At 64.8% G+C, this 15,538-nt stretch carries 12 protein-coding genes; 8 read left to right on the top strand and 4 right to left on the bottom strand.

What is annotated here, in order from left to right; translation table 11 throughout:
* The first annotated feature begins 11 nt into the window (after positions 1–11).
* The 4 genes from AC6LJW_RS20705 (at position 12) to AC6LJW_RS20690 (ending at position 3,493) form a co-directional block, all read left to right on the top strand.
* Positions 12–512 carry an acyltransferase gene (locus tag AC6LJW_RS20705; RefSeq protein ID WP_427984476.1) on the top strand — a complete coding sequence of 167 codons (501 nt, stop codon included), beginning with the start codon at positions 12–14 and terminating at the stop codon, positions 510–512.
* A gap of 130 nt (positions 513–642) precedes the next feature.
* Positions 643–1,593, top strand: coding sequence for a hypothetical protein (locus tag AC6LJW_RS20700; RefSeq protein ID WP_498088168.1), 951 nt, complete (start codon positions 643–645; stop codon positions 1,591–1,593).
* 240 nt (positions 1,594–1,833) lie between these two features.
* Positions 1,834–2,028: a putative motility protein gene (locus AC6LJW_RS20695; RefSeq protein ID WP_056316520.1), complete on the top strand. Its 195-nt coding sequence runs from the start codon at positions 1,834–1,836 to the stop codon at positions 2,026–2,028.
* A 907-nt stretch (positions 2,029–2,935) separates the two neighbouring features.
* Entirely contained in the window at positions 2,936–3,493 is a 558-nt protein-coding gene (locus AC6LJW_RS20690; RefSeq protein WP_498088167.1) for an REP-associated tyrosine transposase, read from the top strand.
* Positions 3,494–3,603: 110 nt separating this feature from the next.
* Here the strand turns inward: AC6LJW_RS20690 and AC6LJW_RS20685 are convergent, their stop codons facing one another.
* Positions 3,604–4,107 (bottom strand): MarR family winged helix-turn-helix transcriptional regulator, encoded by a 504-nt coding sequence (locus AC6LJW_RS20685; RefSeq protein WP_498088166.1) that lies wholly within the window; start codon positions 4,105–4,107, stop codon positions 3,604–3,606.
* 112 nt (positions 4,108–4,219) lie between these two features.
* Here AC6LJW_RS20685 and AC6LJW_RS20680 point away from each other — a divergent pair, with 112 nt between their 5' ends.
* Complete coding sequence (locus AC6LJW_RS20680) at positions 4,220–5,404, top strand: MFS transporter (RefSeq protein ID WP_498088178.1); 1,185 nt, start codon at positions 4,220–4,222, stop codon at positions 5,402–5,404.
* Between the two features lie 95 nt (positions 5,405–5,499).
* On the opposite strand, the gene lpdA is transcribed toward AC6LJW_RS20680, so the two are convergent.
* Genes lpdA through aceE form a run of 3 tightly spaced genes read right to left on the bottom strand, consistent with a single transcriptional unit; the run spans position 5,500 to position 11,700 of the window.
* On the bottom strand, positions 5,500–7,287 hold the full coding sequence (lpdA, locus tag AC6LJW_RS20675; protein WP_498088165.1) for a dihydrolipoyl dehydrogenase: 1,788 nt from the start codon (positions 7,285–7,287) through the stop codon (positions 5,500–5,502).
* A 12-nt stretch (positions 7,288–7,299) separates the two neighbouring features.
* The gene (gene aceF, locus AC6LJW_RS20670; RefSeq protein ID WP_498088164.1) at positions 7,300–8,979 is read right to left on the bottom strand and encodes a dihydrolipoyllysine-residue acetyltransferase; all 1,680 of its coding nucleotides are present in this window, start codon (positions 8,977–8,979) and stop codon (positions 7,300–7,302) included.
* A 12-nt stretch (positions 8,980–8,991) separates the two neighbouring features.
* The gene (aceE, locus tag AC6LJW_RS20665; protein WP_056570137.1) at positions 8,992–11,700 is read right to left on the bottom strand and encodes a pyruvate dehydrogenase (acetyl-transferring), homodimeric type; all 2,709 of its coding nucleotides are present in this window, start codon (positions 11,698–11,700) and stop codon (positions 8,992–8,994) included.
* Positions 11,701–12,052: 352 nt separating this feature from the next.
* Here aceE and AC6LJW_RS20660 point away from each other — a divergent pair, with 352 nt between their 5' ends.
* Genes AC6LJW_RS20660 through folD form a run of 3 tightly spaced genes read left to right on the top strand, consistent with a single transcriptional unit; the run spans position 12,053 to position 15,278 of the window.
* Positions 12,053–13,807 (top strand): PAS domain-containing sensor histidine kinase, encoded by a 1,755-nt coding sequence (locus AC6LJW_RS20660; protein ID WP_105238467.1) that lies wholly within the window; start codon positions 12,053–12,055, stop codon positions 13,805–13,807.
* Positions 13,804–14,430 carry a response regulator transcription factor gene (locus AC6LJW_RS20655; protein WP_056570132.1) on the top strand — a complete coding sequence of 209 codons (627 nt, stop codon included), beginning with the start codon at positions 13,804–13,806 and terminating at the stop codon, positions 14,428–14,430. Before AC6LJW_RS20660 ends, AC6LJW_RS20655 begins: the two co-directional genes overlap by 4 nt.
* Positions 14,427–15,278, top strand: a complete 852-nt coding sequence (folD, locus tag AC6LJW_RS20650) for a bifunctional methylenetetrahydrofolate dehydrogenase/methenyltetrahydrofolate cyclohydrolase FolD (protein WP_498088163.1) — start codon at positions 14,427–14,429, stop codon at positions 15,276–15,278. Before AC6LJW_RS20655 ends, folD begins: the two co-directional genes overlap by 4 nt.
* Positions 15,279–15,538 lie beyond the last annotated feature (260 nt).

Raw genomic sequence — 15,538 nt, 5'->3', positions numbered from 1 at the left:
CGGCGGGCAGCATGATCCAGATCGATCCCACCGCGCGGGTGTCCGCGCTGGCAGATATCGAGGATTCGACGCGCGGCACGCGCATCGTGGTCGGCGCGCGCGCGGTGATCGATTCCTTCGTGAAGATCAAGCCCGCGGGCGGCGCGGGCGATGTCGAGATCGGCCCGGAATGCGTCATCAATTCCGGGTGCGTGCTCTACACCGGCAACGGCATCCGCATGGGCGCCCGCGTGGCGGTGGCCGCCAACTGCACCTTCGCCCCCGCCAACCATGAATTCCGCCGCCGCGATCTGCCCATCCGCGAACAGGGCTTCAGGCCCAGCAAGGGTGGCATCGTGATCGAGGACGACGTCTGGATCGGCGCCAACTGCGTGCTGCTGGACGGCGCAGTGCTGCGCGAGGGCTGCGTGATCGCGGCCGGCACGATTGTGCGCGGCGAAGTCGAGGCGTATTCGATACAGGGCGGCAATCCGATGCAGCTGCTGGGACGGCGGGAAGCAACAGGGGACTGAGGCGGGAGGATTCGGCTGCGGGGCGGAAAGTTGGGCCAAGCGGCCGATTTACGGTCCTATTCCCCGGTTGCCCCTTGCGGACATGCTTCATAATTGCGACCGCAGCTTTTGTATCTATATTTTTCACGACATGACCGCCACGCCTCCCGATCCACTCGCTACGCAGCACGACGGCACTCCGGATCAAGATGACCAGGGGCCGGTGGACACGCAGACCCTGCGCCTGCGCGAAGAGAACCGCGCCCTGCGCGAGCTGCTTGCTGCACAGGTCCAGGCCTCGCTGCCGCGGCAGGAGCCGGGCTGGTTCAAGCGCCTGTGCTGGTGGCTGATTTCCGCGCCGGGCGCGGCGCTGGTCGGATGGCGCAGCCTGTTCGGCCGCGACGACGGCGAACCCATGACGCGCCGCCGCGTGGGCTGCGCGACGGTGACCGTGATTTATACGCTGGCCATCTACGGCGCGCTGGTGCTGCTGGTCGTGTCCTGGAATTCCCCCAACACCGCACCGTCGGGCGCCACGTCCGCCAGTCCCGTGCGCGTGCCCCTGACGCCGCTGCCTCCCCTGCCGCCGGAATCGGACACGGCGGGCACGGGTGCCGCGCCATCGCCGGCAGGCGGGCAAGGCGAGAAGATTATCGGATCGGCGTCGTCAGCAGTGGGGTCACCGTCGGGGGCATCGACTGGCGCGGATCGCGCTGGGGCATCGCCCGCGACGGGAGAAGCGGGACCTGCCGGGTCTGCGGCTGCCTCGACGGCTTCCGCCGGCGGGCCGGATCGTGCCGCGCCGGCGGATCCCTCGAATGCGCCGGATCGTTCGACGTCAACGGCATCCTCTGCAGCGCCGGATCATCCGGCGCCAGCGGCATCCGCCAGCGAACACGCCGGGCCGCAGTCGACGCTGCGCATCACCGAGTTTCCCGCCCCCGATCCGATGGCATGGGTCGCCGCGCTCGACGGCGAGTTGGCACGATGCGCCGAACTGGGCTTCTTCGAGCGCCCGGACTGCGCCTGGGCCGCGCGCAAGCAGTATTGCGAACCGCATCAAGGTTGGGGCCAAGTCAAGGAATGCCCGGCCCAGCCGTAGGGCGCAAGCCGCGCCTGTGGCAACGCCGGCACAGCCCGACTGGGCCAAATCTGTCGCCGTCACCTGCCCGACGCAGCCAAAGCTTGCCAGGCCGTGTCACATGCCCGCCACGAACACCCGCCACAATGCACTGCGGCTCTCGATCATTGCGAAATGTTTTGCATCATTCGAATGGCGTGCCCCATAATGCGACTTGCTTCGGCCGTTAACGCGGCCTCACATCACCAGGACACCTAGACCATGGATGCTTCCGTCAACAACACCGTCAATTCCGCCTTGGCCCTGCGCGACGCGAATCTCATGATGGAGGTCCAGGCATCGGTGACTAAAAAGGCAATCAACGCCCAAGCCGACTCGGTCGCCACGCTGCTGCAATCGCTGCCGGTACTGGCAATCGACGGCACGCTGGGCTCGCGCATCAACACGCACGCTTAAACCCCCGCCGCGCGGCAATCAGCCGCAACGCAAAGAACGAAGATCAGCCGCCCACGGGCGGCTTTTTTATGCCCGGCTGCACGGCGCCCTAGCAAGCTGAAAAGGTGTCTGACACCCAGGAGAGATCGGTTCAAGGTGTCTGACACCCTGGAGAGATCACCTTCAAATTGCACCGCCGCCTCAAGGGTGTCAGACACCGGCCCGCAATCGATAGGTTCAGCAGAAAGCGCCTTGCTCCCATGTGGCACCGGTTCAAGGTGTCTGACACCCGGGAGAGATCACCTTCAATTTGCGCCGCCGCCTCAAGGGTGTCAGACACCGGCCCGCAATCGATACGGTCAGCAGAAAGCGCCTTGCTCCCGTGCGACATCGGTTCAAGGTGTCTGACACCCTGGAGAGATCACCTTCAAATTGCGCCGCCGCCTCAAGGGTGTCAGACACCGGCCCGCAGTCGATAGGTTCAGCAGAAAGCGTCTTGCTCCCATGCGGCACCGGTTCAAGGTGTCTGACACCCTGGAGAGATCACCTTCAATTTGCGCCGCCGCCTCAAGGGTGTCAGACACCGCCCCGCAATCGATACGGTCAGCAGAAAGCGCCTTGCTCCCGTGCGGCACCGGTTCAAGGTGTCTGACACCCTGGAGAGATCACCTTCAAATTGCGCCGCCGCCTCAAGGGTGTCAGACACCGGCCCGCAATCGATAGGTTCAGCAGAAAGCGCCCTGCTCCCATGCGGCATCGGTCAAGGTGTCTGACACCCTGGAGAGATCACCTTCAATTTGCACCGCCGCCTCAAGGGTGTCAGACACCGGCGCACCGCCATACGCAGGGCCAAAGTTGTCTCTCCGACGCGCCCCTCAGACCGGGCAATCGCTATCCTGCCTGCTGTTCCATTCACTCGCGTGCAGCCATGGCCAGAAGACCTCGAATCCTTATTGCGCATCAACCGCACCATATCGTCCAGCGTGGCCATCGGCAGCGGCCTGTGTTCGATGATTCCAATGACTATTGCGCTTATCTTGAAGATCTGCACGATTACCGCCGAACCCTGGGCGTCGCGCTGCACGCTTGGTGCCTGATGCCGAACCATGTGCATCTGTTGCTGACGCCCCAGGATGATCCGCGGACGCTGTCGATGCTGATGCAGCGAATCGCGCAACGTGCGACGCGACGTTGGAATGCGCGCAGAGACGTCGCCGGCTCGCTTTGGGAGGCTCGGTTCAAATCGCGGGTGATCGATACCGAGCAGTATCTGTTGGACTGCTGCAGGTACATCGAATTGAATCCGGTACGAGCCGGCGTGACAGTGTCCGCCACGGATTACCGTTGGTCGAGCTATCGGGCGCGGATGGGCATTGTCAACGACGGTCATTTGGACTTGCATGACCTGTATCTGGCGATGGGGCCGGACCCGCAGACAAGGCGCAAGGAGTACGCGAAATGGTGTTTTAGCCAGACCGGTGTCTGACACCCGTGGGGGGGGTTGGCTCAGATTGCACCCGCACTTCCGGGGTGTCAGACACCTACGCTAAGAAATCGCTGTCCGACACCCACGCAACCTGCACCGCGCGCACCCGCTTAATCCCCCGGCTTGCGTCCCAAGCCCACAATTAATTTCGCCAGTAGCCCATCCAGTTGCGCCTGCTCCTTCTGCGACAACGACGCCATGGCCTGCTGCTCGTTGGCGACGTGCAGCGGCAGCAGCTTGTCGATCAGCGCCAAGCCCGCCGGTGTCAGGCGCACCAGCGTGCTGCGCCGGTCATTGGGCGACGGCACGCGTTCGATGAGGCCTTTGCGTTCCAGGCGGTCAAGCCGGCTGGTCATCGCGCCTGACGACAGCATCAGGCCCTCGTGCAGGTCGGTGGGCGTCATGGCGTACGGATTGCCCGAACGCCGCAGCGTGGCGATGACGTCGAATTCGCCTTGGTGCAGTTCGAACTGCGCGGCCAGCGGCAGGAACCAATTGCGTTCCAGGAGATGCGTGGCTTCCAGCAGGCGCCCCGCCAGCGCCATCACGTTGGCGTCGATGTCCGGCCGCTCGCGTTGCCATTCTTCCTGCGCGCGCTTTGCACGATCAGTCATGGTTCTCTCTGCATGAAGCTATTTATATTGGCAGCCATGATATCCCGTTGCCGAGCGCACCGTGCCGTCTATATACTTCGACATCAAATAACTTGATGTCGAGATATCTATGTTGAGCGTGCGGTTACGCCCCCTGATTGTCCTCATTGCCATCGTCGCGGTGGCGCTGAATCTGCGGCCCGCGCTGGCGGCCATCGGGCCGTTGCTGGACATGATTCAGTCGGCCACGGGGGCCACCAATACGCAGGCCAGCCTGCTGACGACGTTGCCCGTCTTTGTCATGGGAATCTGCGCGCTGGCCGGCGGCCGCCTTACCAGATACTTGAATGAACGGGGCGGGATCGGTCTGGGTATCGCGTTGGTGGCCCTGGCCTGCCTATCGCGCTACGCCGCCGTGAACACGTACGGACTGCTGCTGACGGCCGCGCTGGCGGGCGTGGGCATTGCGCTGGTGCAGACCTTGCTGCCGGCCTTCATCAAGCGCAATTTCGCGCATGACATGGGCCGGGTGTTCGGCTTGTACACCACCGGCATCATGGCGGGCGCGGCCGTCGCGGCGGCCAGCGCCGCGGGGCTGGCAGGCAGCTTTGGCTGGCCCGCCGCGTTGGCGTTCTGGAGCGTGCCCGCCGTGCTTGCGCTGCCGTTGTGGTTCAAGGCAACGCGAGATCGCGCTGATGCGCCTTCGCCCCGCCACCGCACAACTCGCACCGCCCCGCGCGCTTTTTGGCGCAATCTGCGGGCGTGGGAACTGATGCTGTTCTTTGGCATCGGCACCGGGGCGTACACGCTGGTGCTGGCGTGGTTGCCCCCGTTCTACACCGGCCTTGGGTGGGAGCCCTCCGCCGCAGGCCTTCTGCTGGGCGGCCTGACGCTGGCCGAAGTGATGGCGGGCTTGGCCGTGTCGGCGTGGATCGGCAAGTTTCCCGACCGGCGCAAGCCGCTGGCCGTTGTGCTGACGATCCTGATCTGCGGGCTGGCATGCCTGATTCTTGCACCGCTCAAGCTGGCGCTGCTGGCGTGCCTGCTCCTGGGCATTGGCATCGGTGCGCTCTTTCCGCTGTCGCTGATCGTGGCGATGGACCACCTGGACGATCCGGCGCAAGCGGGGATGCTGGCGGCGTTCGTGCAAGGCGGCGGCTACGTGCTTGCGAGCTTCATGCCGCTGCTGGCGGGCGTGCTGCGCGACCGGTTTTCGAGCCTGACCGAGGCCTGGATCGTGATGCTGGCCGGCGCGGTCATGCTGCTGGCGCTGGCAATGCGGTTTTCGCCCGCCTCGTACCGACGGATCGACGCTTGACCACGCACGCACAAACCGCGCACCCATAAAAAAAACGCCGCCCCCTTCAAAAAGGGGCGGCGCTTTCCATTGCAGACGCGGCAAGCCGCGGCGCGTTACTTCTTTTTCATCGGCGGCAAGTCGGTGCAGACGCCTTCGGCGACTTCCGCGGCCATGCCCACCGATTCGCCCAGCGTCGGGTGCGGGTGGATGGTCTTGGCGATGTCGACGACGTCGGCGCCCATTTCCACGGCCAGCGCCAGTTCGCTGATCAGATCGCCCGCGTGGGTGCCCACGATGCTGCCGCCCAGGATGCGATGCGTCTCGGCGTCGAAAATGAGCTTGGTGAAGCCCTCGTCGCGGCCGTTGGCGATGGCGCGGCCCGAGGCTGCCCACGGGAACACGCCCTTCTCGATCTTGATGCCCTGCTTCTTGGCTTCGTCCTCGGTCAGGCCGACCCACGCCACTTCCGGATCGGTGTAGGCCACCGACGGGATGACGCGCGCGTCGAAGAAGGACTTCTGGCCGGCGGCGGCTTCGGCGGCGACGTGGCCTTCATGCACGGCCTTGTGGGCGAGCATGGGTTGACCGACGATGTCGCCGATGGCGTAGATGTGCGGCACGTTCGTGCGCATCTGGCGGTCGACCTCGATGAAACCGCGGTCGGTGACGGCGATGCCCGCCTTGTCGGCGCCGATCTTCTTGCCGTTGGGGCTGCGGCCGACGGCTTGCAGCACCAGGTCGTAGCGTTGCGGTTCCTTGGGCGCGCCCTCGCCTTCGAAGGTGACGTAGATGCCGTCCTTCTTGGCTTCGGCGCCCACGGTCTTGGTCTTCAACATGATGTTGTCGAAGCGGTAGGCGTTCTTCTTCTGCCACACCTTGACCAGGTCGCGGTCGGCGCCCTGCATCAGGCCGTCCAGCATTTCCACCACGTCCAGACGCGCGCCCAGCGTGGAGTACACCGTACCCATTTCGAGGCCGATGATGCCGCCGCCGATGATGAGCATCTTCTTGGGCACTTCACGCAGCAGCAAGGCGCCGGTGGAGTCGACGATGCGCTCGTCCTGGGGCAGGAACGGCAACTTCACCGACTGGCTGCCGGCGGCGATGATGGCCTGCTTGAAGCGCAGGGTCTGCGTCTTGCCCTCGGCGCCCTTGACCGTCAGGTGGTTGGCATCGGCGAATTCGCCCACGCCCGTCACCACGGTGACCTTGCGCGCCTTGGCCATGCCGGCCAGGCCGCCGGTCAACTTGGCGACCACGCTGTCCTTGTAGCCGCGCAGCTTGTCCAGATCGATCTTGGGCTCGCCGAAGCTGATGCCATGGGCAGCCAGCTCGCGGGCTTCGTCGATGATGGCGGCGTTGTGCAGCAGCGCCTTGGACGGAATGCAGCCCACGTTCAGGCAGACGCCGCCCAGCGTGCTGTAGCGCTCGACCAGGACCACGGACAGGCCCAGGTCGGCGGCGCGGAAGGCGGCGGAGTAGCCGCCGGGGCCCGCGCCCAGCACCAGCATGTCGTATTCGCCGTCGGCCGAGCCACTGAAGGTAGCGGCGGCAGGCGCGGCGGCCTTCGCAGCGGGCGCCTCGGACTTGGGCGCGTCGGACTTGGCGGCCGGCTTGGGATCGGCCTTGGGAGCCGCTTCCTTGGCGGCGCCAGCATCAGCAGCCGCTTCCACTTCCAGCACGACCGCGCCTTCAGCGACCTTGTCGCCGACCTTCACGGCAATGGACTTCACCACGCCGCCTTGCGACGCGGGGATCTCCATCGAGGCCTTGTCGGATTCGACGGTGATCAGGCTTTGCTCGGCCTTGATCGTGTCGCCCACGGCCACCAGCACCTCGATGACTTCCACTTCCTTGAAGTCGCCGATGTCCGGCACTTTGATTTGAACGGTATTGCTCATAGGGCTCCCCGTTTACAGCGCGATGCGGCGGAAGTCGGCCAGCAGCGCACCCAGATAGGCGTTGAAGCGCGCGGCCGAGGCGCCGTCGATGACGCGGTGGTCATAGGACAACGACAGCGGCACGATCAGGCGCGGCACGAACTGCTTGCCGTCCCAGACGGGCTTGTGCGAGGAGCGCGACACACCCAGGATCGCCACTTCAGGCGCGTTGATGATGGGCGTGAACGAGGTGCCGCCGATGCCGCCGAGCGACGAGATCGAGAAGCAGCCGCCCTGCATTTCCGCGGGCGAGATCTTGCCGTCGCGCGCCTTCTTGGACAGGTCCGTCATTTCCTGGGCGATCTGCAGGATGCCCTTCTTGTCGGCATCGCGGATCACCGGCACCACCAGCCCGTTGGGCGTGTCGGCCGCAAAACCGATGTGGTAGTACTGCTTGAGCACCAGGTTGTCGCCATCCAGCGAGGCGTTGAACTCGGGGAATTTCTTCAGGGCCGCGACCACGGCCTTGATCAGGAAGGCCAGCATCGTGACCTTGACGCCCGACTTCTCGTTTTCCTTGTTCAGCGTGACGCGCAGGGCTTCCAGGTCGGTGATGTCCGCTTCGTCGTTGTTGGTGACGTGCGGGATCATGACCCAGTTGCGGTGCAGGTTTGCGCCCGAGATCTTCTTGATGCGCGACAGCGGCTTGGCTTCGATCGGGCCGAACTTGGTGAAGTCGACCTTCGGCCACGGCAAGAGGCCCAGCGCGGCGCCATCGGCGGAACCGCCGGCAGCAGCGGCCGCCGGCGCTGCCGACAGAGCCTGCTTGACGAACCCGCGCACGTCGTCCGCGGTGATGCGTTCCTTGGGACCGGAGCCCTTGACCTTGGAGAGGTTCACGCCCAGTTCGCGCGCAAACTTGCGCACGGACGGCGAGGCGTGCGGGAGCTGGCCGGGCTTGAGGTTGGCGTCTTCCAGGGCGGCGGCGGGCGCCGGACGCGAGGCGGGCGCGGCAGCCTGCGCGGGCGCCGATTCTGCCTTGGCTTCCGGCTTTGCTGCCGGGGCCGCCGCGGCTTCGGACTTCGCGGCCGGGGCGGCAGCGGCTTGTGCACCGCCTTCCACCACCACCACGACCGAGCCCTTGGCGACCTTGTCGCCGACCTTGACCTTCACTTCCTTGACCACGCCGCCTTGCGAAGCCGGGATCTCCATCGAGGCCTTGTCGGACTCGACGGTGATCAGGCTTTGCTCGGCCTTGATGGTGTCGCCGACCGCGACCATGACTTCGATGACTTCCACTTCCTTGAAGTCGCCGATGTCCGGCACTTCGATCTCGACCGGGCCGCTGGCGGCGGCCGGCGCGGGCGCCGAGGCCTCGGCCTTGGGCGCGGCAGCGGCGGCCTGCTTGGGTTCTTCCTTGGCGGCCGGCTTGGGGTCGGCCTTGGGGGCCTCTTCCTTGGCGGCGCCGGAGGCGGCTTCTTCCACTTCCAGCACGACCGCGCCTTCGGCGACCTTGTCGCCGACCTTCACGGTGATGGACTTCACCACGCCGCCTTGCGACGCGGGGATTTCCATCGAGGCCTTGTCGGATTCGACCGTGATCAGGCTTTGCTCCGCCTTGATCGTGTCGCCCACGGCAACCAGCACTTCAATGACTTCCACTTCCTTGAAGTCGCCGATGTCGGGAACCTTGATTTGCACGATGTTGCTCATGTCTCTTTACCCTCAGGCGTATTGCGGGTTGGCTTTGTTCGGATTGATGCCGTACTTCTTGATGGCTTCGGCCACCTTGGCAACCGGCACCTTGCCTTCGTCGGCCAGCGCGCGCAGCGCGGCGACGACGACGAAGTGGCGATCCACCTCGAAGTGCTCGCGCAGCTTCGAGCGGAAATCCGAGCGGCCGAAACCATCGGTGCCCAGCACCTTGTATTCGCGGCCCTTGGGCACGAACGGACGGATCTGGTCCGCAAAGAGCTTCATGTAGTCGGTCGACGCGATGATCGGGCCTTCCGTCTTGGCCAGCTGTTCCGTGACGTAAGCCACCTGCGGCTTCTTCTCGTCGGGGTGCAGCATGTTGTGGCGTTCGGCGTCCAGACCGTTGCGGCGCAGCTCGGTGAAGCTGGTGACGCTCCAGATGTCGGAGGCGACGTCCCAGTCGGCGGCCAGCAATTCCTGCGCAGCCATGACTTCGCGCAGGATGGTGCCCGAACCCATGAGCTGCACGCGGTTCTTGCCCTTGCCGTGCGACTTGAGCTTGTACATGCCCTTGATGATGCCTTCCTCGTCGCCCTTGGTCAGACCGGGCTGCGGGTAGTTTTCGTTCATCACCGTCAGGTAGTAGTAGACGTTTTCCTGGTCTTGCACCATGCGCTTCAGACCGTGCTGAATAATGACGGCGAGCTCATGGCCGAATGTCGGGTCGTACGACACGCAGTTCGGGATGGTCGAGGCCAGGATGTGGCTGTGGCCGTCTTCGTGCTGCAGGCCTTCGCCGTTCAGCGTCGTGCGGCCGGCGGTGCCGCCCAGGAGGAAGCCGCGCGCCTGCATGTCGCCCGCGGCCCAGGCCAGGTCGCCGATGCGCTGGAACCCGAACATCGAGTAATAGATGAAGAACGGGATCATGATGCGGTTGTTCGAGGAGTACGACGTGGCCGCCGCAATCCACGAGCTCATCGCGCCCGCTTCGTTGATGCCTTCCTGCAGAAGCTGGCCGTCGGCCGCTTCCTTGTAGTACATGACCTGGTCCTTGTCGACCGGGGTGTACTTCTGGCCTTCCGGCGCGTAGATGCCGATCTGGCGGAACAGGCCTTCCATGCCGAAGGTACGCGATTCGTCGGCCAGGATCGGCACGACGCGCGGACCCAGTTCCTTGTCGCGCAGCACCTGGTTCAGGATGCGCACGAAGGCTTGGGTGGTCGAGATTTCGCGGCCTTCCGCGGTGGGTTCCAGCACGGCCTTGAAGGCGTCCAGCGCGGGGGCCTTCAGTTGCTCGTCGGCCTTGGCGCGGCGGCGCGGCAGGTAGCCGCCCAGCGCGGCGCGGCGCTCGTGCAGGTACTTCATTTCGGGCGAGTCTTCGGCCGGCTTGAAGTACGGCAGGTCTTCCAGCTTGTCGTCCGGGATCGGGATGCCGAAGCGGTCGCGGAATTCGCGGATGGAGTCCAGCTCCAGCTTCTTTTGCTGGTGGGTCGGGTTCTTGGCCTGGCCGACGTGGCCCATGCCGTAGCCCTTGATGGTCTTGGCCAGGATGACGGTCGGCTGGCCGGTGTGGTCGCTGGCCGACTTGAAGGCCGCGTACACCTTGTGGGGGTCATGGCCGCCACGATTCAGGCGCCAGATGTCCTCATCGCTCATGCGCGACACGGCTTCCAGCAGCTTGGGGTGCTTGCCGAAGAAGTGTTCACGGACGAACTTGCCGTCGTTGGCCTTGTACGCCTGGTACTCGCCGTCGACGGTTTCTTCCATGATCTGGCGCAGGATGCCTTCCTTGTCGTGCGCAAGCAGCGGATCCCAGTAACCGCCCCAGATCAGCTTGATGACGTTCCAGCCCGAACCGCGGAAGTCGCCTTCCAGTTCCTGGATGATCTTGCCGTTGCCGCGCACCGGGCCGTCCAGGCGCTGCAGGTTGCAGTTGATGACGAAGATCAGGTTGTCGAGCTTTTCGCGGGCCGCCAGGGCGATGGCGCCCAGCGACTCGGGTTCGTCCATTTCGCCGTCGCCGCAGAACACCCAGACCTTGCGGTTGCTGGTGTCGGCGATGCCGCGGGCGTGCAGGTACTTCAGGAAGCGGGCCTGGTAGATGGCCATCAGCGGGCCCAGGCCCATCGACACCGTGGGGAACTGCCAGAAGTCCGGCATCAGCTTCGGATGCGGGTACGAGGACAGGCCCTTGCCGTCCACTTCCTGGCGGAAGTGATTCAGCTGGTCTTCGGTCAGGCGGCCTTCGAGGTAGGCGCGGCCGTACATGCCGGGCGAGGTGTGGCCCTGGAAGTAGACCAGGTCGCCGCCGTGGCCTTCGTCTTCAGCGTGCCAGAAGTGGTTCTGGCCGCAGCCGATCATGGTGGCCAGCGAGGCGAACGACGCGATGTGGCCGCCCAGGTCGCCGCCATCGGGCGGGTTGTGCTTGTTGGCCTTGACCACCATGGCCATGGCGTTCCAGCGCACGTACGAGCGGATGCGCGATTCCAGTTCCAGGTTGCCCGGGTGCGCCGGCTCCAGGCCGGGCGGAATCGTGTTGACGTAAGCGGTATTGGGCGAGAACGGGATATGCGCGCCGGAGCGACGGGCTTCGTCGATCAGGCGTTCCAGCAGGTAATGGGCGCGCTGCGGTCCTTCGCGATCAAGGACGGCTGCCAGGGCTTCGAGCCACTCCTGGGTTTCAAGGGTGTCTTCGTCGTTGGCGGCCTGCACGGCGCCAGCCTGGGCGTTAGAGGACATCGTGTGTCTCCTGTTGGGGTTCGTCGTGACCACACACCCGCTTATTTATCTACTCGCGGACATTGCATGGTAGCCGGGATCATCCGGGCTACCATGCAATGCATGGGGTCGGGGTGTTCAAAGGACCTGCCAGGGGCGGGTTTCCTGTCAGGCGGCATTCTAAGAAAGAAGATTAACCGGTCGCAAGGAAAATTTCATGTTGCGGTACGGCATTTCATAATGCGGAAAGTTGACCACAAGCTGAATTGCTGAACGCCATACTTTTTATGGTCTAGGCCGAATGGGGGACTTGATTCCCGGCAATTCCCTCCCAACACGCACTAAAATGCGCGGTCTACCGGCCCCGAATTCCATGTCCAGCGCGCCCAAGTCCAACATACCCACGCCTTTCCACGACCACGCCCGCACCCGGCGGCGCGGGGTGTACTGGGTCACGCCCGCGATGGTGCTGATCCTCTATATCTGTGTGATGGCGGTGTTCTTCTGGTTGCAGCGCATCCATGACGACAGCGTCATGTTTGTCACCATAGACCAGGAACTGCGCCAGCAACGCCTGATCTGGGTCGTGCTGGCGCTGTCGTGCGTCATCGTCATCAGCCTCTTGATGCTGTGGCGCTATACCCGCTTCCGGTCCACCGCCGAGGCCGCGCTCATCGCCGAAACCGGGTTCCGGCGCGCCATGGAAAACTCCATGTCCACGGGCATGCGCGTGCTCGACATGGAAGGCCGCATCGCCTATGTGAACCCGGCCTTCTGCCGGATGATCGGCTGGAACGAGGCCGACCTGATCGGCCGCAGCCCGCCCTTCCCGTATTGGGTGCCGGGCCGCCACGAACAGCACCAGCACACGCTGGACGTGCTGATGTCGGGCAAGACGCCCAGCAGCGGCCTGGAGGTCGAGGCCCAGCGGCGCGATGGCTCGCGCTTCACGGCGCGCATGTACGTGTCGCCGTTGCTGGACCCCAACGGCAATCAGATCGGCTGGATGACGTCCATGACGGACATCACCGAGCCCAAGCGCATCCGAGAGGCCCTGACCGCCGCCCACGAACGGTTCATGACCGTGCTGGAAGGCCTGGACGACGCCATCTCGGTCACCGCCGACACGCATGACGGGCTGGAGCTGCTGTTTGCCAACCGCACCTACCGCCGCGTGTTCGGCGCGCAGACCGGCGGCCACGACGAACTGCTGGCCGGCCGCCGCGGCCGCTTCACCGACGAATCGGTCGAGGTCTTTGCGCCGTCCGTGCAGCGCTGGTTTGAAGTGCACCACCGCATGCTGGCCTGGACGGACGGCCGCCGCGTGCGCATGCAGGTGGCGCGCGATATCACCGAGCGCCGCGGCCACGAGGAAGCGTCGCGCGTGCAGCAGGAAAAGATCCAGCTCACCAGCCGTCTGACCACGATGGGCGAAATGGCCTCGTCGCTGGCGCACGAACTGAACCAGCCGCTGACGGCCATCGCCAACTACAGCATGGGCGCGGTGGCGCTGGTCAAGGCCGGCCACACCAGTCCGAACATGCTGCTGCCCGCGCTGGAAAAGGCCGCCTCGCAGGCCGAGCGCGCCGGCAAGATCATCAGCCGAATCCGCGAATTCGTGAAGCGCAGCGAGCCGCGCCGCCAGCGCGTGGCCATCGGCCGCATCGTCGACAACGCCATCGGCTTTGCCGAAATCGACGCTCGCAAGCGCCGCATCCGCATCGACAGCTTCGTGCCGTCCAACGCGCCCGACGTCCTGGCCGACCCCATCCTGATCGAACAGGTCTTGCTGAACCTGCTCAAGAACGGGCTGGAAGCGATGGAAAAGAGCGAGTCCGACGAGCTTAAGGTTGCCGTAATTCTTCACGAGCAGCATATCGAGGTGGCCGTCGTGGACCGCGGCCACGGGCTGGCCGAACCCGAGCGTCTGTTCGAACCGTTCTTCAGCACCAAGTCGCAGGGCCTGGGCATGGGGCTGAACATCTGCCGTACCATTATCGAATCGCATCACGGCCGCCTGTGGGCTGACCCCAATCCCGCCGGCGGTACTATCTTCCGCTTCACCCTGCCCTGCGCTGCGACCCAGACGCAGGCCCAGAACGATCAGTCCGAGGAGTTGCACGCATGAACACGCCCCACCTGTCGAGCACAGTATTCATTGTCGACGACGACGAAGCGGTCCGCGATTCGCTGCGCTGGCTGCTGGAAGCCAATGGATACCGCGTTCGCGCCTACGCCAGCGGCGAGTCCTTCCTGGAAGACTACGACGCCAGCCAGATCGGCGTGCTGATCGCCGACGTGCGCATGCCCGGCATGAGCGGCCTGGAGCTGCAGGAACAGCTCATCATCCGCAACGCGCCGCTGCCCATCGTGTTCATCACCGGCCACGGCGACGTGCCGATGGCGGTGTCCACCATGAAGAAAGGCGCCGTCGACTTCCTGGAAAAGCCGTTCAACGAATCCGACCTGCGCGAAATCGTGGCGCGCATGCTGGAGCAGGCCACGCAGCGCGTGAGCAAGCACCAGGCCCAGAAGGACCACGAAGCCATGCTGGCGCGCCTGACCGCGCGCGAGCAACAGGTGCTGGAGCGCATCGTCGCCGGCCGCTTGAACAAGCAGATCGCCGACGACCTGGGCATCAGCATCAAGACCGTCGAGGCGCACCGCGCCAACATTATGGAAAAACTTGAAGTGACCACCGTTGCAGATTTGATGAAAGTGGCCTTGGCCAAACCCGAGGCACACGCATGACCGCAAGGATTATTGACGGCGCGGCCCTCTCGCAGCGCATTCGCGAAGAAGTCGCCCAGCGTGTTTCGGCCCTGGCCGCCAAGGGCACCCGCCCCGGCCTGGCCGTTGTGCTGGTCGGCGCGGACCCCGCCTCGCAGGTGTATGTGCGCAACAAGGTCGCGGCCTGCGAAAAGGCCGGACTGCATTCCGTGAAAGAGCAATACCCGGCCGAGATGACCGAGGCCGAACTGCTGGCCCGCATCGACGTGCTGAATCAGGACCCCAGCATCCACGGCATCCTGGTGCAACTGCCGCTGCCCAAGCACATGGACGCCCACAAGGTCATCGAGGCCATCGCGGCCGAGAAGGACGTGGACGGCTTCCATATCAGCAACGCAGGCCTGCTCATGACGGGCCAGCCGCTGTTCCGCCCCTGCACGCCGTATGGCGTGATGAAGATGCTGGAATCGGAAGGCGTGAACCTGCGCGGAGCTGAGGCCGTCATCGTGGGCGCCAGCAACATCGTGGGCAAGCCGATGGCCATGCTGCTGTTGCAGGCCGGCGCCACCATCACGATCTGCAACTCCAAGACGCGCGACCTGGCGGCCCAGACCCGCCGCGCCGACGTGCTGGTCGTGGCCACCGGCAAGCCCGGCATGATCGACGGCTCGATGATCAAGCCCGGCGCCGTCGTCATCGACGTGGGCATCAACCGCGGCGCCGACGGCAAGCTGTGCGGCGACGTGGATTTTGCTTCCGCCAAGGAAGTGGCCGGCGCGATCACCCCCGTGCCCGGCGGCGTGGGTCCGATGACCATCGCCATGCTGCTGGTCAATACGGTTGAAGCGGCTGAACGGGCTGCGGGTTAAAGCGTAGATCTCGGTGTCTGACACCCGTGTGAGACGCACTTCAGCTTGAACGGGCGTCTCAGGGGTGTCAGACACCTGCCGCAACTTCCGCGGTGTCTGACACCCGTGTGAGATGCACTTCAGCTTGAACGGGTGTCTCAGGGGTGTCAGACACCTGCCGCAACTTGAGGCACCCCATGAGGCCATCCCCTTGGTCGGCCCTTGCGTTCGGACCGATCGCCCTCACCTGATCCTTATCGCCTTCGCCGGCGCGCCTGGCG

It is taken from the genome of Achromobacter sp. 1012554356, assembly GCF_059760815.1.
The sequence above is the reverse complement of the archived record's forward strand: the minus strand, read 5'-3'. Positions and strand labels throughout refer to the sequence as shown.